Consider the following 26,203-nt stretch of genomic DNA (forward strand, 5'->3'; position numbering starts at 1 on the left):
GCCTCGCCATTCCGCAAATATCAACTTTTCACTCTACGCTAACGGGTAACTCCACCGCAATATCCGCCGACGAAGTTCCCAGCGAAAGCACATACTCTCCGGGATCGACGCGCCAGCCGTGCGTCCGGTCGTCCCAATAGGCCAGGGCGCTGCGATCGAGCTCGAATTCGACCTCCCTGCTCTTGCCCGGAGCCAATTCCACCCGACGGAACGCTTTCAGCTCCTTCTTCGGCCTCACGACCGTGGGATTCCGCTGCGAGACATAGAGCTGCACGACCTCGGCCCCGGAGCGGGAGCCCGTGTTGGTCAGGGCTACACGAACGGTCAGCGGGCCCTTTGCCGGAAATTGCTTCGCCGCATGGGGTTTCGATAGTGAAAAAGTCGTATAGGAGAGCCCGAACCCGAACGGATAAAGCGGTTCGATCCCCTTGGTTTCATACCAGCGATATCCCACCAATACGGACTCCGCGTAGTCGATGTCATAGATTCGGATCAGCTTCTCGTTATAGGCCCGCGGCGCCTTGTTGTAGAACTCCGCACCGGCCGGCATCGTCCCTTTGGCCGGAGAGTCCGCAAACTCCCTTTCGATGGTGATCGGGAGCTTCCCCGAAGGATTGATTCTGCCAGAGAGTATTCCCGCCAAGGCCGTCATGCCGTTCTGACCGGGATACCAGCCGTAAATCACCGCCGCAGCCCGATCGTTCCAGCCGCTCATGCGGATTCCCGACCCCGAGTTGACCAGCACGATCGTGTTCGGATTCGCTTCGACGCACATGCGGATAAATGCCTCCTCTTCTTTCGGCAGGGCGAACGGACGCTCGAACGACTCCACGTCGATCGTTCCCGCCGAAAGCAGGACGACATCCGCTGCCGCAAGCTGTTCCCGCGTGGGACGTTCCACGACCTGCACGGCGTCGCCGAATTCCGCACGGACAGCATCCGCAAGCGAAACATTGTCGTATCCCAGTACTTCGGCCGACGAGGAGGTGCTGCCTCCGGTGCGGGGTATCTCCCGGATAAAGCGTCCAGTGAGCAGGATCCGGCGGCCGACGGCCAACGGCAGAATCCCGTTGTTCCGCAGCAGCACCGTGCCTTTCGCCGCAACTTCGCAGGCCGTTTCGGCATGCGCCGGGAAGCGGCCGAGCAGGTCGGGACGGTATTTCACCCGGTCGTAAAGCCCGAAAGCGACGGCGGTGGCGACGTTGGGCCGGATCATCCGTTCCAGATCCTTTTCCGAAATGCACCCCTGGCGAAGCAGCTCCCGCACCTCCTCAACGAACTCACGGCGGCCGGGCATCTCCACATTCTGACCGCTTTTGACGACTTTTTCCGTGTCGTACACGGAGCTCCAGTCGCTCATCACGCATCCCCTGAATCCGAGCTCGCCGCGCAGCAGTTCCCCGATGACACGACTGTTCTGACCGGCCCACTCCCCGTTGAGTTGGTTATAGGAGGTCATCACATAGGCCACACCGGCTTCGATACCGGCGCGGAACGGAGGCATATAGATCTCGTGCAGCGCTCGTTCATCGATCAATGAATTTGACCGGCGGCGGTAAAATTCCGTTTCGTTGCCGATGAAGTGTTTCAGACAGGCGGCGGTCCCCGTCGACTGCATACCCCGCACGTAAGCCGCAGCCATGACAGAAGTCAGCAGCGGATCTTCACCGAAATATTCGAAATTGCGGCCGCACTGGGAATTGCGTGCGATGTTCAGTCCCGGTCCCAGCAGCACTTCGATGCCGCCTGCACGGCACTCCTCCCCCACGGCTTCCGCATAACGGAAAGCCAGCTCGGGATCGAACGACGAGGCGAGCATGATCGGACAGGGAAAGGCCGTCGAGCGCTCCAACTGGCGGACCATCGTGGAGTCGGGCAGGTTGTTGCGCAGATGAACCCCTTGCGTGGCGTCGGAGAGATAGAGATAGGGAATACCCTTCTCCGGAACGCCGTAGAAGAAAAACGAGGAATAGCCGCGCGCAAAATAGATCTTTTCGTCGAGGCTGAGCCGGGCGATCAGGGAATCGGCCTGCCGATAGGCTTCATCCCAAGAGACGAACTGCTGAGCGAAGAGTCCAGCGGCGGCACAACAGGCCGCCAAGGACAGCATGATTTTTCGTATCATAAATATCAGTCTGTTTTCAAAAAGGGAGGGGGCGGAAAATACTCCGGCCCTCTCTCCCGGTTTTGTCCGTTCTTTATTTCGTCACGCAGATATCGTCGATGAACCAGCGGGAGAACTCGTCCGAAGCAGGTTCGCTCGTGAAACGCAATTGCGTGGAGGCCGTCGCACCCGTGATCTTCAGCGAATAGGTATTGAACGCATCGGTTGCCAGTCCCGATACAATCGCCTTCGTTGCGCCATTGATCGTTCCGCCGCCAACTACCTCGACAACGATCTCCGTCAGATCGCCTTTCTTGTCCTTAGGTTCGTTCGCCTTGCCTTTAGGGCGATCCGAGCAGGTTTTGTAAGCCATCGCGCGGAAAGAGAGGTTCAGGTCGCCTGCCGCGTTCAATGCCGGCGTGAGCAGCGCCCCCGCTTCGTTCTTATACTCCGCCCTCTTCACGGCCTGCGACTCGACATAACCGATCTGAGCATAACCCGGCCGCTGACGGACATGGGTACCTGAAAGTCCGTTTTTCAACTCGGCGCTCCACTCCGAAATGTCACTGCCGCAATAGTTCAGCATAGCGGCCAGTTTATCGCCGTAAAGGTAATCCAACCCTTCGGTCAGTCCGTCGAAAGGTTCGAAATAAACCGCTCCGGCTGGTTTCGACGTACTGAATTTCGGCACGGCTTCGATTGCGATACATGAATGCAGGCGCGAATCCGAATTATATCCGGCTGTACCACCATTGCAACTGACATTGTCCGTTGGATAAAGTTTCAACAGCAGCGTCTGGCCCTTCATCAGCCGCAACTGCGGCGTCAGGGTTACCGTGAAATAATAAAAATAGCCACTGCCCGTAATCGCCTCGGGAATCGCAATCGCCGTAGAGCCGTCAGACGGGGTGACATACTCCTCGCCGTCGGTCGAATAGGCCATCGCCCAGTTCTTCGGAGCGCCGCCCGTTCCCGACATACCGAACGAAATGCGGAACGATGCGGGCATGTCCTCGGCCAAAGGTACGGTTAACAGGAAATAAGAATCTTGACCGTAAACCATCGACTTGGCCGGAATGTTATCGTGTGCACCCTCGTCTGCCCAGTGCGTCAGTCGGAAATGGCTGCTGTTCGACGTCGAGGCCACCTTCGCTGTCAGCACGACGCATTTGGAGACATCCTTGTCCTCGACTTTGAAGTCCGCGCCCAATTTATCGAACGAGCCGTCAGTCACCGTCACATACTTACAATCCTTGTTGGCCTGCGAGGAGGCGTAGAACGAGAAGACATAGGGCAGTCGGATGCCGACTTGTGCACCGAAACGCAACCCCGTGAGCTCCTTGTCCTCGGCCGTGCAGGGGCGGATCGCATAGGCACCATCCTGCGGCACGACGATTCCTTTGAGCACGCCGCTGCCCGTTGGCGCAGGGTCGATGCCGAATGAGGAAGCCTGCGAAGCAACCAGCCGAAAGCGATTGTTGTCAGGATCCTGCATCGACAGATTATCCTTAAGCGTCATATCTCCCAACGAACCACCTTCCGGCACGTAAACCTGGGAATATAAGCCCGCATACATCGACTCGTAGGCACCCGATCGAAGCTCCTCATAAGTAATCTTCAGAGCTTCGATCTTCACCTGAGAAGTCTCCGTACGGGTGATCCTGTCGTCCGAAACGGGCTTCAGCTCCATCACGCCGGTCTCGGTGTTCACGCCCACCACGGCGCCTTTCAGATCGATCTCCAACTCTTCGCCCGGATTGCGGTAAAGCGTTTCGTCAGTGCGCAGCGTAATGCCGCAGCCGGGTTTCAAGGCGCTTTGTAGCGCGAGGCAGTTCTCGAAATAGTTGTTGTCCTGAACGCTCGATACCACAATGCCGCGTAGTTTCATCTCCTCGCTCACCGTATAGTCGCCGTCGGCAGCCAGTGCCCGAAGTTCGGGAATGGAGAGGTACCCCTCGGCTGATGCAGAAGCTTGCTCGAAAATTAGTTCATCTGTCACATCTGCATTACGTTTGGCCACGGCCCGGATCGTCAATGAACGACTCTGCGCAGTCGTGTTCTCGTCGACCATCACCGATACGGTAGCTGTCCCCGTCGCCGAAACCTGAGAAAGTTCAGCCCAGCCATCGTCGTTACCCGTAACAAATATCTGCCATTCGCAATTGGCCGCAACATCGAAAGAGAGTGTCGTAGCGAACGACGGCGCGAGAATCGCATGCGAACTCAGCGTGATCGACTGCATCGGCAGCGCCACGTCATCCTTGCACGCCCCGGCCGAAAGCAGCAGCGCGAAGGCCGCCGCCATCCGGAAAAAACTGTTTAAAAGTCCGTTTTTCATAATCGCTTACTTTTTGAGGTCTACCAATACGGGAAGGTGGTCGGAAACCGTCATCACATTGATCTCCTCATACGACGGTACAGCCGTACCCAACAGCTCATAATGGGGCGAATTCCCCGTATAGACGAGCACATAATCAATGCGCGACGGCGAAGCGGTGTTCACAAAGGTGTTGGCCGAAGTACTGATAATCTTCCACGATTCGAGCGCCGTTTCCGGGATTTCCGACGTATTGAAGTCGCCCGCCAGATAGATCGGCTTCGTGTAAGAGATGTAATGCGCGGTGATATATTCGGTGATGATCTCGAACGACCGCTGCCGGTTCTCGTCGGACTTGTGGCAGAAGTGCGTAGCGATGAAGATATAGTCGTCGAACTCCGCCAGGAAGAACTTGCGAGGCTCTTCGCCCGGCAAGTCGCCCGCATAGGTATTTTTAGGCGCCGTTTTGCAGAGAATGCCGATACCGTAGTCACCGCCGCGGTAATCGATCGTCTTGCAGTAATAGGGTCGCATCCCGGTACGGTCGGCCAATTCCTGCAACTGGTCGGTGGGATGCCACGTGGTGTTCTTGTCCAATTCCTGCAAGGCGATCACGTCGGGGTCCATCAGCGAGATGACCTTGGCCGTGTTGTTGTAGTTCGCACGGTCGGTCCCGGAGTTCTGGGTCCAACCCTCGCAGCGGTGGGTGTTGTAGGTCGCCAGCCGGACCGAACTGGGCAGGCGGTCGTACCCCTGCCCGTCATAGGGGTTCTCGGGTTCGTCGGAGGGCATGTCCCCGAAATTGAAATCGGAGTTGTCGCCCGACAAGTCGGAACACGCCACTGCGGAGAGGACCAGGCAGCAGCCGAATAAAGCAGACAATATGAATCTGGTGATTTTCATGGTAGTTCGTTTTTAGGTTTCCGTTTAGAAATTCAGTCCGTCTTTCCAGCCGGGATTCTGGGTGATGGCGCCCTGCGTCAGCACCCGGTCGTCGGTCGGAATGGGATAGAGATAGTCGCGTTCTTCGTTCCAGGTCCGGACATAGTCGGTATGGACGATGATGTTGCCGCGGTCGCCTTCGCTGAGGAAAATATCCTTGTTCAGCTCGTAAACCGTCGCCGCCGAAGTCGAAGGTTTCGAGCCGGACCAAATGCACACATCGTCCACCCCGTCACTATTCAGATCATAACTTCCCGTACCGGGGAAATAAAGTCCCGTAAAGGGCTTTTCGAAACGCTTGCCCTCCTTCCAGCGCATGATGTCCCAATAGCGGAGGTTCTCCATCAGCAGTTCGACGGTACGTTCACGGCGTATTTCGAGAATCACACCCTTGTTGTCGCCCGTCACGTTGGCGTAGCCCGTCTCCGCAGAAGCCAGATAGGGATCAGGATGGGCGTTGGCCTCCGTGAGCGAGAGATCCGCAACATCGGCCCGCTCGCGCAGCGGGTTGATCGACAGTTCGATGTCGTCCTGGGTCAACGTCCCCAACTCGGCTTTCGCTTCGGCATAATTGAGAAGTACCTCGGCGGCGCGAAACAGCGGTAAATCGCTCGTCGAAGCTTGGTAGGAGTCATATTTGGCCGACGTCAGATATTTCACCAGCTGGTAGCCGGTCATCGTCGCGGCGAGGTTCGGGGCCGATTCGGCCGTGTCGTCGACACGCTTGTAACCGGGCGTGCGGACCGTCTGGGCGAAACGCCCGTCGCGGTTCCGGCTCTCGTCGGGCAGCTGCATAGTCTCCCAGCCGGGCTGCGAGGTGAAGGGCGTACCGTCTTTCATCAGATACATATTGGCAATGTTCTTCAACAGCCCCGGACGCCCCATCGTGATACTGGTGAGGTAACCGTTGACGTCGTGTTTCAGACCAATGTCCGTATTATAGGCTCGGGCCAGAACAATTTCCGTGTTGATAGCCTTGAGTGAAGAGAATAGCCCCAGATAGGGTGTCGTGCCTGAATCGTAGATCGCGTAACCGCTTTCGTCGATAAACCGTTTCGAAGCATCTGCACAGACTTCGAGATAACTCTCCCAGCCTTGCAATCCATGATACTTGCGGAACGTGCCTTCGAACAGGCACGCACGGCTCTTGAGTGCCAGCGCCGTCCAGCGCGTCACCCGGTAAACCTGCCTTTCGGCAGGCAGGTTAGCGATAGCGAAATCGAGGTCGCCGATCACCTTCTGCATCACGAACTCACGCGAATCTCGCCCCTTGTAAAGTTCCTGATCGTCAGACGCAAGCGGACGATCGACCCAAGGTACGTCTCCGTAATAGCGCACTTTGTCAAAATAGAAATAAGCCCGGAAAAAGCGCGCCAATCCTTCGTATTCGAACCGCACGCGATCGTCGGTGCAGTTGGAGGAGTATTGCAGGAAAAAATTGATGTCACGCAGCTTTTCCCATTTCCAGGTGCTCGCCGTGGCAGGCACGGTACGGTTGCCCAGCACCTCGCTCGTAAGCGTATTGCAGGTAATAATGTCGGCTGTCTCATTGTAAATGGAGGCCCCGGAGGGGAAGATCGTATAGAAATCATTCGTGTAAAGCTCGCACTCCTCCTCGGTATGGAAAAATTCGTCAGGCGTAAGCCGGTCTTTCGGGAAACGGTCGAGTGCATCCTCGCAACCGCAGAAACTGCACGCCGCCATACCGGTCAGTAGATAAAGAATGTATTTTTTCATAACGGCAATTGCTTTAGAAAGTTAAATTCAGTCCGATCGAATAAGTCTTGCACCACGGATAAACGTTAGCCTTCTTATCCGAATCAGCGGCCGCCTGCTCGGGATCAAGGAAATCACTCTTCAGCGCCGACCACGTAGCAAGATTCTCTCCGCTGAAATAGATGCGGCACTCCTTGATGCCGACCTTCGAAGTCAGCCGTCTGGGAATCGTGTAGCCGATCGTGAGGTTTTTCAGACGGCAGTAGGCCAGATTCTGCAAATAACGATCATTGGTGTAGTAGGCCGTGCCTGAATTCGAATTGAGCGATGTATAGGCACGGGCCCGTGGGAAATAGGCGTCGGGATTCTCCTCGCTCCACACCTGACTCATAAAGTTTTTCGGGACAAAGGTCGCATAGGGACGACAGTAAGGACCCCAAAAACGCAGATTGTCAGCACCAGGATACCAGTCCAGCCGGCCGATGCCCTGCATGAACACCGACACGTCGAATCCGTACCACGAGAAGTTCAGCGACGCTCCGTACTGGTAACGCGGTGACGAGTTGCCGATCACGCGTCGATCCCCCGGATCATCGAGCGTGCCTTTGCCGCCGTTGACGATGTTGTCGCCGTTCAGGTCGAGGTATTTGATGTCTCCTCCGCGGACTCCCTTGCCATAAGCACCCGTCGCGGTGTAGTAACCCGAGGCGACAGTCGAGAGGTCAATCCGCGAAGCGTATTCGGCGGCCTCCTTGTCGTTACGGAAAAGCCCGTCGACCTTATACCCCCAGATCTCACCGTACTTCTTGCCCACATAGGGATCGCCGATCAATCCCGTCGGATTGTCGCACTTGGTGTACTCAGCCGTATAGTCGGAAAAGGTTCCTGTGATACCGTAGCTGAAGGTACTGCCTGCTAACTTGAACGAATCGCGCCAACCCAACACCAGTTCATAGCCCTTCGTACGCAAGTTGTTGGCGTTCATCTGCGGCTCGCTCGCGCCGTAGATCGACGGCAGCGATTTGCCCTTGCCCAAAATACCTTTCGTATCACGGATATAGAAATCGGTCGTCAGCGACAAGCGATTGTTGAACATATTGAGGTCGAGTCCGAGGTTTTTCGACACGACCTTTTCCCACGTTTGGTCGCCCGACACGGGATCGCTCACCGTAGCGTGCTGGCCGAGGACCGTCCCGTCGAACGAGTAGTCGCTCATCGACCCCTTGGTTGTAATAGTCTGAATGAAGTCGTAGTAACCGATCTGCTGGTTGCCCAGCGAACCGTAGGAAAGACGGATTTTCAGATTGTCCACCGCCTTGCGCAACGGCTCGAAGAAAGGCTCCTCGCTGATGCGGTAAGCCGCAGAGAACGAGGGGAAGAAGCCGTAGCGCTTGCCGCGCGGGAAGCGCGAAGTGCCGTCGTAGCGGCCGTTGACCTCGAAGAGGTACTTGCCCCTGTAATCGTAGGCTGCCCGGTAGAAGAGGCCCATGATGGCGTATTCGTTGCGGCCTCCGTTGAGCGTGAAGTTGGTGGTGCCCTTGGCCAGGTTGAAGTCCGAGAGGTCTTCCGACAGCAGGCCGTCGTTGGCCGCCGTCAGGTCGCGGTAATACTTGGCCTCGTAGTTGTAACCGGCGATCAGCGTCAGGTTGTGTTTCTCGGCGAAGGTCCGGTTGTAGGTTCCGTAAACGTCGGCCACATAATAGTTCTGATCCCAGACGACCTCCTTATATTTATTGGGGAAACTGCCTTCTGGTTCAGTCATCACCTCGCCCGGATACTGCGAATACTGGACGTTGACGCTGCGGTAGTCGTTGTGCAGGTAGCCCTGCGTATAGCTGAAGTCGGCCTTTATGTTGAAGTTTTTATGCAGTTTGAACGTGGCTTCGAACGTCGTGGTGATCTCCTGGGTCTTCTTGTTGCCGAAGCTCTTGCCCTTCTGCATCATGGCGTTGTAGCCGTCCATCACGTAGTGGGTCGAAGACTGCGTCATCGAAGTATGCGACACGGCCGTTCCGTCGGGATTCACCGGCACGAACGACGCCAGCGCATGCAGCGTGGGCTTGCGGAAATTGTTGTACTCGTCCTCGTAGCCGTAATACTTGTAGTTCGACTGGAAGAATTTGGTGTTGCTGGCGATGGTCAGCCACGGCTTGATCTCGGCCTGCAATTTCACGCGGAAATTGTAGGACCTGAACATGTCGGGTTCGAGCCGGTTGACGCCCTTCTGCTGGTAGTAGCGTCCGCTGACCATGTAGGAGAGCGCCTTGGTTCCGCCCTTGATGTTGATGTTGTGATCCCACGTCGGGCGGCTGTCGTCGTAGAGGTAGTTATACCAGTCGAAGTTGGCCAGATAGACGTACTGCTGACGGCCGTTGCGCCTGTCGGTGATGACCCACGGACGCGCCGGATTCTCGGTCTTGTCGTTGCGCCGCTCCCAGAGCGCCTTGTAATCGGCTTCGGTGTAGGAGGTGTAGGGCGTGTTCTGAGTCGCCATCATGAAGAAGTCGGCGATCTTGGCCGAGTAGTAGCCGCGGGTTTCGTAATCGGTCGAGGTCGTGGGGCTGGACATGGAGAAATAACCGTTGTACGACACCTCGGCTTTTTCGTTGTACCGCCCGCTCTTGGTCGTAATCAGAATGACGCCGAACGCACCGCGGGCACCGTAGATCGCGGCCGAGGAGGCGTCTTTGAGCACCGTGATCGACTCGATGTCGTTCGAGTTGATACGGTCGGGATAGGTTTCCACACCGTCGATCAGAATCAGCGGACTGCCTCCATTGGGCGAAGTCGTACCGCGGATGTTGTACGACGCGCCGGCTCCGGGCTGCCCCGAAGAGAGAGTTACGTTGAGGTTGGGAATCACGCCCTGCAAGGCGCGGCCTACGTTCGACACGGGACGGTCTTTCAGCTCTTTCTGCGACACCGTGGCGACGGCTCCGGTCAGGTTGGCTTTCTTCTGCACGCCGTAACCGACCACCACCACTTCGTCGATGCTCTGCTGGGCGGAAGTCAGGACCACGTCGAAAAAGGTCCGGACACCGACCGTCGTCTTGTAGGTGTCGAACCCGATGAACGACACTTCGAGCGCGGCCTTGTCCGAAAGGCTGAACGAGTCGAAAGCAAAGGTACCGCTCGCCCCGGAAGAGGTGCCCCGGACCGCTTCGCCGTCTTTGAGCAGGATGGTGGCACCTACGACGGGATTACCGGAAGCGTCCGCGACCTTGCCCGAAATTTTGCGGGGGGGGGAAACTTGCGCACCGCGGCGCGGCGTCAGGATCACCTTGTTCCGCTCGACGTTTACGAGAACATCGGGAATACATTTCAACACGATCCGTTCGATGGGCCAGGCCTCCGCAGCGACGGAAACGACACGGGTCAGGTCGATGTCGGCGTTGTTATACGCAAACGAGTACTTCCCCTGCGCCTCGATCTGCCGCAGCAGTTCGGCGACAGTGACATTTTTCAGATGGATCGTCACGGGCGGGTTAGCGGCGGAAACGCCCCCGACGGACATAAACAGAAAAATGAATAAGGACATGATTTTTACAGGCAATCGCCGCTTGTGCGGGGCGCTGCCATCGGATTGTCCAAAAAATTTCATAGTTTTGTAACGATTTAAAGTTCATCATTCGTAGTATTATCTACGATAAGGTCTAATTTTAAGTCATGGGGCGGATGGTAGGAACATCCGTCCCAATTTTTTTAAGCTTGTCAGATCATCATAGGCAAATGGTTTTCAGGATTCGAGTTCGGGATTGCGTCATTCCGGGGCGAGAAAAACCGTCCCGCCGCGGATGTCGTAGCGTATCGGGGCGATCCGCGAGATCAGGCGCATCGCCTCCTCCAACGATTCGTATTCGATATGGAAAGAGAGTTTTGCCGAAAGGTCGATGTTCCCTTCGGAATGGAAATGTACGCCGTACCAGCGTTCCAGATTGACCAGTATGGCCGAGAGTGATTTGTTGGTGAAGACCAGACGGCGGGACGTCCAGCTGCAATAATCGCAGGCGGAAACCTCGGAAACCGCAATCCGGCCGGTCTGCGTATCGAACAAGATCCGTTCGTCGGGCCGCAGCAGGATCGGACTTTTACGGTCCGGGGTCAGGACACGGACGCTGCCCGATTGAAGGATCGTTTCGGCATAGCGAGTACCGGCCCGGTGACGGGCGTCGAACTCCGTACCGAGTACCTCGACCTGCATGACCTCCATATCGACGACGAAGGGATGGGAGGCATCGTGCCTGACCTGAAAAAAGGCTTCGCCGTCGAGCCGGACCCGACGGATTCCGGCATCGAATGTTTCGGGATAGCTCAGACGACTGTCGCCATTGAGCCAGACCCGCGTCCCGTCGGGAAGCGTGAACTCGCTCTTGCTGCCTCGGGCCGTGACCAGGCACACCGAAGGGGCGCGTTCATACCGCGAACGCAGGAACAGGTATTCCCCGCAGACGACGAGCGCCAGCAGGGCCGCAGCGGCCGCAAAACGCCGCAAAGATATGAACCGGCTCTTCTTTCCGGCCCGGTCCAGCATGTCGATCCGGTGGTGTATGTCGGGGAGTTTATGGCGGTAATCGCGTTCCGCAGGCCGGGCGAGCAATTCCTTCCAGGCCTGAAAAAGCGCTGCGTCCTTCGTTTCCCGGTCGGCCGGGGCGGTCATCCACCGTCGGAAACGGCGTTGGATCTCCTCCGGCATATCGCCGTGCAGAAAATCGCGGACGAGTCTGTTGATTTTGTCGGTCTTCATCGTTTGGGGTGCTGCTCATAATATAGAACGACGAAAGAACGGCGAACCCCCAGCCGGAAAGAACGATTTTCAGAAAAAAAGCGTGATCGAGGCAAGCAGGCGCCGCAGTTGGCCGAGTGCGGCGGTCATATGGTTTTCCACGGTCTTGACGCTGATCCGGAGCCGCTCGGCGATCTCCCGGTTCGAAAGACCCTCGTAACGGCTCATCCGGAAGATACGCCGCCGCTGATCGGGCATCTTGTCCACGGCGATGGAGATCAACAGCGCCAGATCGTTCGTCTCCACCTGGCTGTCGAGCGTATCGTCGTGAAAATAGCGGACGGAGGACAACTGGGCCGATTCGTATTTCTCATGCACCAGCGAACGGTTGTAAATGTCGAAAATAGCGTTTTTCGTCATCGTAAAGAGGTAATTGGAAAAACGGGTCATCTGCGCGATCTCCTCTTTGCGTTCCCAGACTTTCAGCATGATGGACTGCATGACATCCTCCGCCTCCGTCCGGTTCTTCAACATCCAGAACGCCAGTTCCTCGACTTTCGGAGCATAATGCAGATAGAGCGCATCGAACGCCTCCCGATCCCCCTGCGCCAGCCGATCCAATATTTCCCGCTCCTGCTCCACTCAAAAAATGTTTTTACAAAGATACGAAATATTCTTGCCATATTTTTCTTCCTTTATCAACTCTCTAATGGTTACCCCTAAAACTTTTGCGATATCATCCAATACCGCCAATGTCGGTTGTTAACGATTACAACAATAAGCATTCACGGTGTTAAAACTTTTGCCTATTTTTCCCGCCAACTCCGTTTGAGAAATATCTTTCTCGATGAGTACCAATTTAATCCGATTAAGGTTTTGATTCATATATCCGGCTACTTCATTTTATAAATATAGTAAATCGCCCGCTATCTACATTACATTTTCAGCTAAAAACGGGACACAATCCCTAACACACAACTCAACTTAACTCAACCATATCTCCTAAACAAAATAAGATGCCAATAAAAAACTTAGCTTACCCCTATACAAACCCGCATAGAGATAAGCCAAGTTACTAATTATCACAGTCCCGTCAAACGATGGAGTTCACCCGCTCCTCTTGCTGCCATTCTGCAAGGGAAACAATTGCTTGGTATTGTTCTAGAGTCAAATCCGAACCTCATCATCCGAGCATTCATATTCCCAGGGCAATTCATAGACAGCACCTTCTTCTTGATAGCCCATATATGTGATATGAATCGGGAACCAGCCGCACATAATCCCCTTCCCGCAGGATTCTCAGAAGCTTCTCTGCGTCGTAGATCAGCAGCAGCGCCCCAGCCTTATACAGGGCAGTAACCACCTCAATAGCCAGCCCGACATTGGACGAATAACTGTTGGAGGTAACAATCATCCAACCTTGCTAACGCTTGTTTGAGGCAAAGATATTCAAGCGAGAAAGTCCTAGTTCACCGTAGTGGTCCGTTGCAAACCGTATAAAATTCGCCGGACTGTCAATGCCGTACAGGGTCTCCACATCCACGAACTTCATCTGCTTATAATAGGCTACATCACGCAGCGTTTCCGGAACATCCTGCAAATCCTCATAAACACGTCCGCTGGCGCCCCGTTTTCGGTAGTAAGCCTCATACGCCTCTTGGCAATGCGGTAATAAGTGCAATACAGCCGGATGGTCATACACTCCAAAGGAGGCACGGAACGCCCGTGCACCGAGTCCTCCAATGCATTGATGGCCGTTTCCCGATTTCCACCTCAATTTTGGAATTCGGTACTATGCGGTTAAATTCCTTTTGTGCAATACGCCTATTCGTTGTTGATACGGTAGGTTGTGCGCCACGTAGTCATTGAATCCGTCTGGATTCGCAACAACGACATCAATCAGCCGTTGCAGATAGTCGAAGAGGCGGGTTAGGGTCTTCCTGCACCACGCATCATCTGGTTCCCCATCAACACACGCGGAGCGGTTCGTGATGATGAACCTGGTACGCTTCCGGTCCGTAACACGAAGCGACCGAGAATCCCCGTATCAGATCGAAGCGACATGGAACCACCGCGTCTCCAGTGGGTTGAATGCAAGCCAATCCGCAAGGAACGCCTCCCGGCCGTCATATTCCCCCGAAGCAATCAACTCCCCGGCATCGCCCCACTCTTCTGGCGTAGGCCGCGACACCTCGATATAGAATCCCCGGTACTCATCGTCGCCCATCACGGCCAGTCGTTTGAATTGACACTGAATTTCAACCAGCCGTTCCAGAATATCGCCACCAACGACAATCTCCCATTGGCAGCTTTCGCCCAACGCCTCCAAATGCAAAGCGTTCAGACCAAACTCCTTCGCCAAATCGGCAAGAAACCTTCTATCCATGATCTTCCTCTTGTTTATTTCTGTATACTCATAAGATCTTTTCTACGTTCCTTTGGCAAAACAGTCCTATGGACTGCTTCCGATAATATGTACACATAAATGGCATTGCAAACACACGTTCGACTAGACTACAAAATGATCAGTTATGTCAATAGTGAAACCGCAGCCTTCATAACTCGATTGTCCCGATAAATGTATTCATCAAACAGATCCAATACCTCATTCATAGCATCTGTATCTTCATGCAAACTTAGTTTCTTGTAAATCTCAAGCAAAACATTTACAACCTCATCATCGACTAGAGATGCATCCTCAGTATCAAAATACCTCTGAGACGATATGAATCTATAACATAATACTGGGCTAGTCGAAATACATTTCTTCACATAACCAAGCTCAAAATGAACTTGCTGATACTTTTTTCCTAAATATACTGGGGTAATGCTACAATACCAATTGAAAGCCTCCGTCGGGAGAGAATCACAATGCATACAATAGGCATTAACAACTTTTTCCCGACTGTCAGATGCATAATGTTCAAGAATTTTCACACTCAAATCTCGGTACTCTACATGCTCATATGATTTCATTGCCGTCTCAACAAGTTTGGCAACAATCTCTTCATTGTTAATGGCTAGTATCTTCTCAAGCCGCCTTTCGCATTCTTCCGAAATAGGAGTCCCTTTCATACCGTAAAAGTATATCTGGACAAGCAATTCATGAGTTGAAGGATCGGGCTCAATACGGTCAATATAATTACAGACCACATCATTCCTATAATAAAAGCACCATTGGATCGCATTCACCTGGAGATATAAGGACTCTGGCCCCATACCTGACAAAAGAGATCTCACCAGAGGGAAATACAACTCTTCATCATAATAATCTTCCATGTTCAAATAATGGAGTGGTACTGTTTTGATATACTCATGCAGAAGAATATTATTATCGGCAAAGAATGTATAAACTATCGGTCTTCTCGAAGGAATCGCACACATGCGTACTAACAATTCTGCGGCACAACCTTGGTATGAATTAATTGCTTTTGTAAGCATGTCTGTAGCTCGCCTACTCATATCCCTCTTACCATCTTCCGCCGTAAACAAACTACTTTCTTCAGAAAAAGGAGAGATGGTCAAGGTTTTACAAAGCTCCATTATTTCCTCAATGCACTCATTCTCTTCCTTGATATAGTACTCAACAATCTGACTAAAAGTATAGGAATTTGCTTTAGCGAACTCTTCTGAAATGTATCGTTTTGATAAATTCCAAAGTGAATATGGATTGACTCCACCTGCTAAAAGCCCTTCTAAACCTGCAATCTTGTACATATCTTGAATATCCGCCATATCACTAATTTCAAGCACGAAATCGTAAAATCTGTCCGGATTAGAGGATACACACTTTTTAAATGCATCGGCATGCTCCCTCAAACTAATAGGACCTCGACCCTCACGCCACTTATACTCACCAAGTTTCAGAAATGAATTCAACCAGTTAGAAATTGGCCATCTTGCATATGTTTCATCACCTACAACGCCACCGCAAATATGTGCCACACCGACGGAATGATAATTTCTCTCCACCATATGTTTCTGTCCGAATCTGCGCAAAAGTTCTTGGTAGCATCTCCTCATCTCCGGAATCATATGATCCTCTGGCAATGTATTGCATATCAATTCCCATTTGTCTTGCCATAAATGGGGACACAAAAACTGACTCCACCGTCTTTCTGCATCGTATTTAAAATCAAATTCAGACTTATACGATAATAAAGCCCGCTGATACCTCTCAGCGTCATTTTCATTCAACGTCTCATACCATGCCCTGAGCATTTTCAGAAAGAAGAACTCAACATCTCCACGAAGATATATTCCGATCGTCGCATTATCCTCCAACAGGAGCCGAATCTGGTCATCATACTGTCTCGGAGCCTCAGCCATAGCTGCAAAAGCCACAGACAACGTTGTCTCATTATTTAATGACAGAAGTTCAAGGACAAATGAACGCCCCAAAGTATCAGATGCATAACGAATCATTAGATCCTCATACATTTTCAATATCTTTCCTACATAATTATTTTCTGTGTCAACCCGATAGAACTTTTCAGTTGTTGAAAACCCATAATAGCCACTTTGCGCTGTTTTTCGAACTGTCTCACAAATACAGCAATGCAGTATTCCGAGTAGTTCTTTGGGATATTCTACACAGAACTGCTTACATAACACATCTGCCAACTCATAACCGTCATGGTTGTTATATGGACTTCCGGATACAAGATACCTCATAATCAACTCCTGTGTTTCTCTCAATGCAAATTCTTTGTTGCTTTTAATCGCATCCTGAAGTATATGGACGGTAAAAAAGATGTTTTGTGGTTTTGCTTCAGCATATGCTTTGAGAACACAAGGATGACTGTAGTCGTTATGCTCTCGCACTACATATGCAATAGCGAATAATCTCGACTCTCGATCTTGTATTTGATTTATCATTCCATACACCGCCTCTGGATTATCAAAGACATAGCGAGACAAGCATGATATTATAGGGAAGAATTGTTCGTCATCTTTCTTGAGTTCAGACATTATACCGTTCGGCATCTTCCGAATAGTCTGGAACCAATCCGGAGAATTTACTCCGCGGAGGAAATACACCAACAGCCGCCCATCCTTCTGACAAACATCAGCAACAAGAACCTTCTCTGCACGGGCCGGATTATTCACAAAAGCCAGCACAGACAATGTCAACAACTTCAAGTGAAGACGAATATCGGGATCCTCAAGAATACTGCGGGCTTCATCCACGAATTTGGCAGTATCATGACCTCGTTTGAAATCAAGGACTGCCTTGACCGTCGATCGTATCTCCAGGCCTTGAATCTCTTTTTTGAGATCAGCCGAGAACAGACCCCCGGTCTCAGAATAATGACGGGCAAGGGTATATTCATAGAAAGACTGATGAAAGAATGAGACAGCAGATCCATCACGCCGAATCAGACCATTACTTGCCAAATACTCATATGCACGTTTCTGACTGGAATCAGGAATAAACTGAGGATTCAGAGTCCCTGCAATTTGTATTGTTTCAACAATCTTATACATTAAATGCTCCCGCATTTCTACATCATGCCGTAGAGATGAGTCACAAATAACAGCATCCCAAAGAGCATCGTATAATTCAATCTGATTATTGAAGTTGATTTTAGACTTATTCCGCCGAAACAAGAGAGAAAATGAATCCAGCATTTGAACGGTCCTGAGCATCGTGGCCGTCACACGATCTATTTCCTGACCAAGACCATTCTCCAGTTTATTGAGAGCTATTGTCACCTCCTTCTCGGTTAGCTCTCCAATCTCAACAATTGTAGATCTATCCTTTAAACTGTTCAGGACAGAATCATACTCCAGATCATATTTACGGCACGAGACAACGGCTCTGACATTCGGCCAATCGTTTAATGAAGATAGTACCGCCATCATCATATTCAGATGCGTTCTATCATTCGTGAGGGATTGAGACAGCGCATCAATCTGGTCAACAATCAAAATCACCTTATCTGCTTCCGTGCTGTAATACGCCAATGTATCCTGCATATCGCTCAAAGAGACCGGGTTGCCATTATCATCAATAGCGTCGGACTTAACACACAAATACTTGATACCCTTCTCGGACAGTATGGCTATTAAATCTTTCAACACAGCGGATTTTCCGACTCCTGCATCACCCACCAGAAGACAGATATTCCCTTCGTTCTGAACAGGATCCTTGCTAATCCATTGCACAATCTCATCAACCTGGAGTCGAGATATATGCGAGTCTCTCACCCCATGCAACTCGGAAGAAACGGCATTGAAGCACATTTTTTGCCGCGAAGCAAACTGGTCTGCCAGATACTTATCATCCTTGATGGACTCCATCTTCTGTTTATACAACTGACGCCAATGATCGATGGTCGCGTCAACATTCTTCTCACCGCATTTTTCGTTGTCTTTAAAATAATATCTCGCCTTAGTTCGGATACGATCAGATTTATTTTTAAACTCTTCGATGGCAGCCGTATCAATGTTCCGCCAATAGAATTTTCTAGAGGCATAATCACAAGCTATAAAGAAGACGAGTTCTCCTTTATGTATTTTCGCATATGCATAAACCGACTCGGGAATATCATAAAACACTTTCCCATTTTTCTCCGGATATGTCAGGTGTTTAACTTGAACTGTTATTTTTTCTCGAGCTATTCCATTTTCATCAAGAATCTCAAGATAGCCATCAATATTTGGTAAGGTACCTCCCTCTTGAAGTTGAGAACAGTCTACACAATTATCAGGAAGGATACTCTTCAGAAGATTTATCGAACGCCGATCATGCAATACGGATTCTGAGATATTCCTATTTGGCTGTAATTCCATAACACTCACGATTCGTTTAATAGCTCAGATCTTGTAGTCACCTCTAATCATTAATTCTTTCTTGCACCCCATCAAACATCGCATCCGCCTCCTTCTCATTCAACCCAGCCTTTACCACTACAGCCAAAAGATCTTCTTTCGTCGGTTCGATACTGTCATTGATTGAAGTCGTGCGAAAACCATTAATGCCATCGCTGGGTAACAGGTCATAGGCCGGAGCAAAATACCAATCGCCATCCCGATGAATAAAGGCAAAGTTCTTAGCGTGGTCGTCCTTGTTATCAATGAGAAAATTGAATATCATCAGTCGATAAACTTTCCACAACTCGGCTACACTATGCGTCAGCATGGCGCACACCTGAAAAATATGCTTGTAGTCGATACTGGGTAACCGATAATCGGCACCAATAAGACCGGCCACGCTAACGACATGCAGTTTGCCACCCAGTGTTCGGTCGAAACGCTCCACACCAAAGTACTTGCCTTCAAAAAGTCGAGTCTCCGGCATTTCGATCCCGCACTCTTTGGCTAGCAGCGAATAGCGGTATTCATCCACACCGATACTCTGCGAATCCCTCTTGGCTCGAAACTTTACCAGCCATTCTTTGTCGTTATAACGAACGAAGATTTTAGGCCTCGCGCCACCCGGAGAACCACCTCGATCCTGAAACTCCTCGATCCCTTCGCCCATATAATCGTCGCTGGCCAGTATCTTCTCGGCCTCCAAAGCCAGCTTCTCGAAATCTGCAAAATCCTGCCGCGTCACTACGCTATTATCAGGACGAAACTCCAATGCTCCGCGTCCTGTCGATCCCACCAAGGCAAGACGATCCAGTAGAGTAAGTGTGCGAGGATTGATTCCCTTTTGTTGCAGGTATCGATCCAGAATAAGAAGTCCCCATCCATCGGGCAGGCAATCATCGAAAACACCGAATCCCCCCTCAAACGGACGGGGTTTAGCAATAAAGACACCGCTTCGCAAAGGCAACTCAAATGGAGAAATAGAGAAACCAGAGCTAAGCCACTCTGCCGAATATTCGAAGGCACACAACCCCTCTCGCGTCAGAGCAAGACGACCGACCAGCCGATTGTTATATATTACTTCTATCTGCTTGATACTATTCATTTTTCTTCCCTCGTTTGCGGGTAACACTCTGTTCTTTCAATACATCATCCAACGATTGATATTGCTTTTGTGCAAAGAGAACATCAAACTCAGATAACACATTCAAAGCAAATCCAATCTGCAGCAACCCCTTCAAAGAGATTTCTCCTGTCTGTTCGAAACGGCGGTAAGTAGCGAACTTAAGACCGGCTCTTGCAGCCATACCTTCCTGAGTTAGGTTCAATTCCAGTCTACGAGTTTTAACTCTCGCTGCAATCTGCAAAGCTACTTCGCTTGGACTTAAGACATCAAATGCCAATATATTATTCATAGATTCATTTATATCAAGTAAACAAACAAGATAATATTCATTGTAAAGATAGCGGATATTTTTATTTTAACGTCAATGTTTAAGACCTATTTTTCTCACCAAAAGAAAAAGTAACTTTACTTTATCTCCGTATTCACATATACGTTCAATAAAGTAAAGTCAAAATAAGGGAAGAAAAGAGATGGCTTCGCCATGATGAAATGGCTCCAGCCATTTTCTCTTTTGGCTGCAAAAAAAAATATAAGTTACCGGATTGATAAGTCAATCATTCCGTCCCAATCTACCCACAAAATGACTCGCAAAACATATGCGGATTCACCTCCAATTTTATAGTATATTCTGGCGAAATAAACCCGCCCTGAACGGAATGTATCGAGGTCTACAAGGATGTTTTTCCCTCTGTTTGGATGGAGCCGATGAAAAGGTTGCATCCATAATGTTAAAGTTAGATAAGATCTGACTACAAACTTAATTAAGAATACAATCAAACAGGATAGTGTAATACACAATGCATAAACAAAAAAAAATTCTATATTTGTAAAATAAACTGTAAATTACTCCTAATTCCATGCAGGAGAACCCCATATCGAACAGCCTGTCCAAAACGGATTCCAATGAGGCATCGAATCCAATCCGTAGCCTCATGCCCTTTCGGTATGGACCGTTGTGTTATGCGATTGTGGACGTTGAGATCGGACTGACCGACCACCGGATTCACGACATTGGGGCACTCCGCTACGACGGGGCCATCTTCCATAAAGCCTCGACAGAAGAGCTGCTACCCTTCCTCGAGCGTGTGGAGTATCTCTGTGGTCACAACATCATCCACCACGATGCCAAATACCTCTTTGAGGATCGACAAATTCCTTGGCGGCTGGTCGACACGCTCTACCTCTCGCCCCTGCTCTTTCCTGAACGTCCCTATCACCGGCTCGTAAAGGATGATAAGTTGCTCAGCGACCAAATGAACAACCCGGTCAACGACTGTGAAAAGGCCCGTGATCTGCTTCTGGACGAGATGGCCCGCTGGGATGCATGGCCCGAACAGAAACGGAGGCTCTTCACCGCACTGCTGAGGAATCAGCCGGAGTTCGACGGATTTCTCGATCTGATGGGAGCCGGCTTGAAAAATTGCGACCTGCGCGAACAAATCGCAACCGTCTACCGAGGCCGCATCTGCCAGAACGTCGAACTCGAACCGTTGATCGAACACTACCCCTGTGAACTGGCCTACGCATTGGCGCTAATCGACACGACCGATCATCGCTCCATCACGCCGGGATGGGTACTGCACAACTATCCGAGCGTGGAATTCATCATCAAAAAGCTGCGGCACACCCCCTGCCTAGCAGGCTGTACCTACTGCAACTCCCAGCTCGACGTCCACCGTAGCCTCAAGTCGCTGTTCGGTTATAATGCCTTCCGTACCTACGAAGGTGAACCACTCCAGGAACGGGCGGCACAGGCGGCCGTCGAGGGACGCTCACTGTTGGCAATCTTCCCTACCGGCGGTGGAAAGTCGCTCACCTTTCAACTGCCGGCACTCATGGCGGGACTATCTGTCCACGGACTGACAGTAGTAATTTCGCCCTTGCAGTCGCTGATGAAGGATCAGGTGGACAACCTCGCCGAACGGGGCATCACCGAGGCCGTCACCATCAACGGCATGCTGGACCCTATCACACGGGCACTGGCCATCGAGAAAGTGCAGGACGGAACTGCTGCGCTACTCTACATCTCGCCCGAGATGCTCCGCTCGGCAACGATCGAACGCATTCTCCTTGCCCGCAACGTCGTCCGCTTCGTCATCGACGAGGCCCACTGCTTCTCGTCGTGGGGACAGGATTTCCGGGTCGACTACCTCTATATCGGCCACTTCATTCGCAAATACCAGCAGAAAAAGGGAAGCAAACTCCCGATCCCGGTCTCCTGCTTCACGGCCACGGCCAAACAGAAGGTGATCCAGGACATCCGCGACTACTTCAAACAGACGTTGGATCTGAATCTGGAACTCTTCGCCTCGAAAGCCACACGTACAAACCTGAGCTACTCGGTGCTGCACGTCGACAACGACGAAGAGAAATACCAGCGGCTGCGCGAACTCATTGCCGACTCACAATGTCCGACCATCGTCTATGTTTCGCGAACTCGTCGAACCCGGGAGTTGGCGTCACGCCTCACCCACGACGGCTTCCGGGCCCTTCCCTTCAACGGCAAGATGGATTCTGACGAGAAGATCACCAACCAGGAGGCCTTCATGAACGACCATGTACGCATCATCGTCGCCACGTCGGCCTTCGGCATGGGTGTGGACAAGAGCGACGTGGGGCTGGTGATTCATTACGACATCTCCGATTCGCTGGAGAACTACGTACAGGAGGCGGGGCGCGCCGGCCGCAACCCCCATCTGCATGCCCGCTGCTACGTCCTCTACGGCGACAGCGATCTGGACAAGCACTTCATCCTGCTGAACCAGACGAAGCTGAGCATCGGTGAGATCCAGCAGGTATGGAAGGCCGTGAAGGAACTCACGCGCCAGCGCATGCGGGTCAATTCGTCGGCACTGGAGATTGCGCGTCAGGCCGGTTGGGACGGTTCGGGCTCCGACATCGAGACCCGGGTACGAACCGCACTCGCAGCACTTGAACAGGCCGGCTACCTCGAACGGGGTAACAACGTTCCCCACGTCTACGCCACGGGCATCACCGTGCGGAATCTCGACGAAGCCCGCCGACGGCTGACGGCCTCACCGCTGTTCGACAGCAAGGAGACCGAACAGGCGGTCCGCATCATCAAGTCACTCATCTCGAAAAAGTATATCGCTAAGGCGCAGGACTCGGAGGCCGAATCGCGAATCGACTACCTAGCCGACATTCTGGGCATGAGCAAGCGCGAGGTTATCTCCGCCGTGGAGCGCATGCGCCAAGAGGGGATTCTGGCCGATAGCAAGGATCTGTCGGCCTATCTGCTCGGAACAGGGGATTCGGAGCGCAAGTCGCAGCAGCTGCTCGAACGCTTCATCCAGCTCGAACGCTACCTGCTCCACCGCATCCCGGAGGAGGGGCTCTGCATCTCCTGCAAGCAGCTGAACGAGGATGCCATCCAGGAGGGAATCGGCACCTCAAAAGAGAAGGATATCCGGACTCTGCTCTATTTCCTTACGGTCAAGGGATACCTCCGCAAACAGGAGGATGCAGACCACAACCTGCAACTTCGGCAACAAACCGACCAGCAATCAACGGAGGCCCGGTTCGATAAACGGGCCGAAATCTGCCGCTTCGCCATCGGATGGCTCTACCGTCAGGCCGCCGAGCTGACGCGTACGCTCATGCAACCCAACGCCACCGGGCAGGAACACACCGTCGCAGACAATGCCGTGCAGTTCTCGATCGTCGAGTTATTGAATCAATTCAAGGCCGACAACCGGACGATGCTCTTTGAACGGAACGACCTGCAGCTGGGCGAGGTCGAGGAGGCACTCCTCTATCTCTCGAAGATCGGGGCACTGAAGCTCGAAGGGGGATTTCTGGTCCTCTACAACGCGATGGACATCCGCAGGATCAAGGACAACAAGTCGCGCTACAAGGTCGACGACTACCGGTTACTCAACGCCTTCTACAAACAGAAGATCCAGCAGGTCCACATCGTGGGCGAGTATGCTAATCTGATGGTCAAGGACTACAATGCGGCGCTGCAGTTCGTGCAGGACTATTTCCAGATGGACTACCGGCGTTTCATCGCAAAATACTTCCGCGGCGAACGCATCAACGAGATCCAGCGCAACCTGACGCCCAAGAAATACGAGCAGCTCTTCGGGTCGCTCTCCCCGCGACAGATGGAGATCATCTCCGACAAAGAGTCCCACTGCATCGTGGTTGCGGCCGGACCCGGCAGCGGTAAAACCCGAGTACTGGTCCACAAACTGACATCGCTGCTTCTGCTCGAAGATGTCAAGCATGAACAGCTGCTGATGCTCACTTTCTCGCGCGCGGCGGCCACAGAATTCAAACAACGACTAATGGTGCTGATCGGCAATGCAGCCCATTTTGTCGAGATCAAGACCTTCCACTCCTATTGTTTCGACCTGCTGGGGCGTATCGGCAACCTTGAAGATGCCCAGGACATTGTCTCCCGGGCTGCCCGAATGATCGAACAGGGGGAGGTCGAACCCAACAAGATCGGCAAGACGGTGCTCGTCATCGACGAAGCACAGGACATGGCCGACGACGAGTATGCCCTCGTAACGGCGCTGATGACCCACAACGAGGAGATGCGCGTCATCGCCGTGGGTGACGACGACCAGAACATCTACGAATTCCGGGGATCCGACTCAGACTACATGTTCCAGTTGGCTCAGCGCCCCAAGGCGCGCTTCATCGAGATGACCGACAATTTCCGCAGTGCCCGCCATCCTGTCACCTTTGCCAACGAATTTGTACGATCGATTTCCAAGCGCATGAAGCACACGCCGATTAAATCGATGCGCAGCGAAGAGGGGTGGGTCAGCGTCACTCACCACACGTCGGAGATCATGTATCAGCCGCTGGTCGACGAGTTGCGCTGCCATCGCCATGCGGGCACCTCGTGTATCCTTACCCAGACGAATGAGGAGGCGGTCATCCTGACCGGACTTCTGCGCAAGGAGGGCGTTCCGTGCAAACTGATCCAGTCGATGGACGGCTTCCGCTTCTGGAACCTCTCCGAGATACGTTATTTCCTCCGATACCTAGACAAGCGAGTGACGACGCCCGTGATTTCGGGCGAACTCTGGGAGGAGGCGAGGCGTGCCACGAGCAATACCTACGGGCGAAGTCAGAATCTGGAACTTGTGAAGCGCTGCTTCGAACAGTTCGAGCATCTCAACCAGACGAAATACATCAGCGATTTCAAGGAGTTCGTCTTCGAATCATCAATGGAGGATTTCTGCGATGTTTCGGGCTCCGAGGTGGTGGTATCGACCATCCACAAGGCCAAAGGGCGCGAGTTCGACGATGTCTACATGCTTCTGACTGACAACTACACCAAGAATGCGGAGCTGATGCGCCGCTACTACGTGGGGATCACCCGTGCCAAGAACCGGCTGTTCATCCATACCAACGGACACTGTTTTGACCGTCTGACGGCAGACCGTCACGATCACGACGATCGGAGCTATACCCTACCCGAAGAGATCGTCCTGCAACTCTCCCACCGGGACGTCTATCTGGAGTTCTTCAAGGGGATCAAACGCGAAGTACTAGCACTGCAGAGCGGTGATTCGCTGCAATACCACGACTTCACGTTCTATACCGAGAAAACAGGCCTCCCCGTAGCCAAACTCTCGACCCGAATGCAGAAAACACTTACCGATTGGTTTACAAAAGGCTACCGGGTCAAATCCGCGACCGTTAGCTTCATCGTGGCCTGGAAACCCAAGGATGCCCCGAAAGAGGAGCCGGAGACAGCTGTTCTGCTGGCCGATCTTACCCTCACCCTTTGATTGAAGATCCAACAAAAGTCGGGGTTCCAGAAGACGGAGTTTACCTTTTCCCCACTGTTTAGAGAGGCGATGAAAAAGTTATTTTTTTTGATTTTTTTACAAAAAAACGAGTAAATTTTTGAAAATTCCATCTTTTAAGTCGTAAGCTATTGATAATCAATAACAACACAATAGTATATCAGCAAGCAGACAAAATTCATCAATACCGCGAAAACTTATCAAAGTCATAGGAAAGATGACTATCCAAATATCGGATGGTATAATGTTTTTCATAAGGTGACCCATATCTTCGGAGCTAATCGATGCGATTACGCATGACATCTATTCAAGCTCGCGAATGAAACTTGGTTGGTTAGAACCGGGCCGTTGGGCAGCCGCGTTCTGAGGTGCGAGCTTTCCGAGCGAGAACGTCAGCGAGCCGGGTACGGCGGTATGGTCGCTGGGCTGCGCGAGTTCAGGAGAGGGGGGGGCACATCCGCATCGCCGTCTAACCGGAAAAACCGCAGGCATCTCCGAAATACGGCTCGGATAAAAACGATACGATTCTGCCGGCGCGCTATTTCGAAAATGAGCATACCGACTTTTTAATCGGGACATCTCCATACGCCTCTTTTGGCGTAGTCCGCCAAACCTTTCATATAAGCCGTATACATCCGTACGCACCAAGACTTCCGATCAAAATCCCAAGGCA

General features: G+C 52.0%; 12 protein-coding genes and 1 pseudogene. 1 reads left to right on the forward strand and 12 read right to left on the reverse strand.

Annotated features, from left to right (window positions below; genetic code table 11):
* Positions 1-28: 28 nt before the first annotated feature.
* From FMF02_RS02060 to FMF02_RS02115, 12 genes and pseudogenes are all read right to left on the reverse strand, one after another.
* Positions 29-2,125 (reverse strand): beta-glucosidase family protein, encoded by a 2,097-nt coding sequence (locus tag FMF02_RS02060; RefSeq protein WP_141412041.1) that lies wholly within the window; start codon positions 2,123-2,125, stop codon positions 29-31.
* Positions 2,126-2,198: 73 nt separating this feature from the next.
* Complete coding sequence (locus tag FMF02_RS02065) at positions 2,199-4,442, reverse strand: DUF5689 domain-containing protein (protein WP_244611601.1); 2,244 nt, start codon at positions 4,440-4,442, stop codon at positions 2,199-2,201.
* Positions 4,443-4,448: 6 nt separating this feature from the next.
* On the reverse strand, positions 4,449-5,324 hold the full coding sequence (locus FMF02_RS02070; protein WP_141412042.1) for an endonuclease/exonuclease/phosphatase family protein: 876 nt from the start codon (positions 5,322-5,324) through the stop codon (positions 4,449-4,451).
* A gap of 24 nt (positions 5,325-5,348) precedes the next feature.
* Entirely contained in the window at positions 5,349-7,100 is a 1,752-nt protein-coding gene (locus FMF02_RS02075; protein WP_141412043.1) for a RagB/SusD family nutrient uptake outer membrane protein, read from the reverse strand.
* Positions 7,101-7,113: 13 nt separating this feature from the next.
* Entirely contained in the window at positions 7,114-10,617 is a 3,504-nt protein-coding gene (locus FMF02_RS02080; protein WP_141412044.1) for a SusC/RagA family TonB-linked outer membrane protein, read from the reverse strand.
* A 222-nt stretch (positions 10,618-10,839) separates the two neighbouring features.
* Complete coding sequence (locus FMF02_RS02085; RefSeq protein WP_019131199.1) at positions 10,840-11,823, reverse strand: FecR family protein; 984 nt, start codon at positions 11,821-11,823, stop codon at positions 10,840-10,842.
* Positions 11,824-11,892: 69 nt separating this feature from the next.
* Positions 11,893-12,444: an RNA polymerase sigma-70 factor gene (locus FMF02_RS02090; RefSeq protein WP_232044691.1), complete on the reverse strand. Its 552-nt coding sequence runs from the start codon at positions 12,442-12,444 to the stop codon at positions 11,893-11,895.
* A pseudogene (locus tag FMF02_RS13825) lies at positions 12,445-12,687 on the reverse strand (helix-turn-helix transcriptional regulator).
* A 1,162-nt stretch (positions 12,688-13,849) separates the two neighbouring features.
* Entirely contained in the window at positions 13,850-14,188 is a 339-nt protein-coding gene (locus FMF02_RS13830) for a hypothetical protein (protein ID WP_244611602.1), read from the reverse strand.
* Between the two features lie 143 nt (positions 14,189-14,331).
* The gene (locus FMF02_RS02105; RefSeq protein WP_141412045.1) at positions 14,332-18,597 is read right to left on the reverse strand and encodes an AAA family ATPase; all 4,266 of its coding nucleotides are present in this window, start codon (positions 18,595-18,597) and stop codon (positions 14,332-14,334) included.
* A gap of 43 nt (positions 18,598-18,640) precedes the next feature.
* Complete coding sequence (locus FMF02_RS02110; RefSeq protein WP_141412046.1) at positions 18,641-19,723, reverse strand: type II toxin-antitoxin system HipA family toxin; 1,083 nt, start codon at positions 19,721-19,723, stop codon at positions 18,641-18,643.
* A complete protein-coding gene (locus tag FMF02_RS02115; protein ID WP_019131203.1) occupies positions 19,716-20,033 on the reverse strand; it encodes a helix-turn-helix domain-containing protein in 318 nt (105 codons plus the stop codon). The genes FMF02_RS02110 and FMF02_RS02115 overlap by 8 nt, the downstream gene beginning before the upstream one ends.
* A 643-nt stretch (positions 20,034-20,676) precedes the next feature.
* On the opposite strand from FMF02_RS02115, the gene FMF02_RS02120 reads away from it, so the two are divergent.
* Positions 20,677-25,512, forward strand: a complete 4,836-nt coding sequence (locus tag FMF02_RS02120; protein WP_141412047.1) for a RecQ family ATP-dependent DNA helicase — start codon at positions 20,677-20,679, stop codon at positions 25,510-25,512.
* Positions 25,513-26,203: the final 691 nt, after the last annotated feature.

It is taken from the genome of Alistipes communis, from assembly GCF_006542665.1.
Classification (GTDB): domain Bacteria; phylum Bacteroidota; class Bacteroidia; order Bacteroidales; family Rikenellaceae; genus Alistipes; species Alistipes communis.

Excerpts from the sequence above, each read along its gene's own strand:
- FMF02_RS02085 (WP_019131199.1), bottom strand. The coding sequence starts at position 11,823 with ATGAAGACCGACAAAATCAACAGACTCGTCCGCGATTTTCTGCACGGC.
- FMF02_RS02110 (WP_141412046.1), bottom strand. The coding sequence starts at position 19,723 with ATGAATAGTATCAAGCAGATAGAAGTAATATATAACAATCGGCTGGTC.
- FMF02_RS02120 (WP_141412047.1), top strand. The coding sequence starts at position 20,677 with ATGCCCTTTCGGTATGGACCGTTGTGTTATGCGATTGTGGACGTTGAG.
- FMF02_RS02115 (WP_019131203.1), bottom strand. The coding sequence starts at position 20,033 with ATGAATAATATATTGGCATTTGATGTCTTAAGTCCAAGCGAAGTAGCT.
- FMF02_RS02065 (WP_244611601.1), bottom strand. The coding sequence starts at position 4,442 with ATGAAAAACGGACTTTTAAACAGTTTTTTCCGGATGGCGGCGGCCTTC.
- FMF02_RS02075 (WP_141412043.1), bottom strand. The coding sequence starts at position 7,100 with ATGAAAAAATACATTCTTTATCTACTGACCGGTATGGCGGCGTGCAGT.
- FMF02_RS02105 (WP_141412045.1), bottom strand. The coding sequence starts at position 18,597 with ATGGAATTACAGCCAAATAGGAATATCTCAGAATCCGTATTGCATGAT.
- FMF02_RS02080 (WP_141412044.1), bottom strand. The coding sequence starts at position 10,617 with ATGTCCTTATTCATTTTTCTGTTTATGTCCGTCGGGGGCGTTTCCGCC.
- FMF02_RS02060 (WP_141412041.1), bottom strand. The coding sequence starts at position 2,125 with ATGATACGAAAAATCATGCTGTCCTTGGCGGCCTGTTGTGCCGCCGCT.
- FMF02_RS02070 (WP_141412042.1), bottom strand. The coding sequence starts at position 5,324 with ATGAAAATCACCAGATTCATATTGTCTGCTTTATTCGGCTGCTGCCTG.
- FMF02_RS13830 (WP_244611602.1), bottom strand. The coding sequence starts at position 14,188 with ATGGATAGAAGGTTTCTTGCCGATTTGGCGAAGGAGTTTGGTCTGAAC.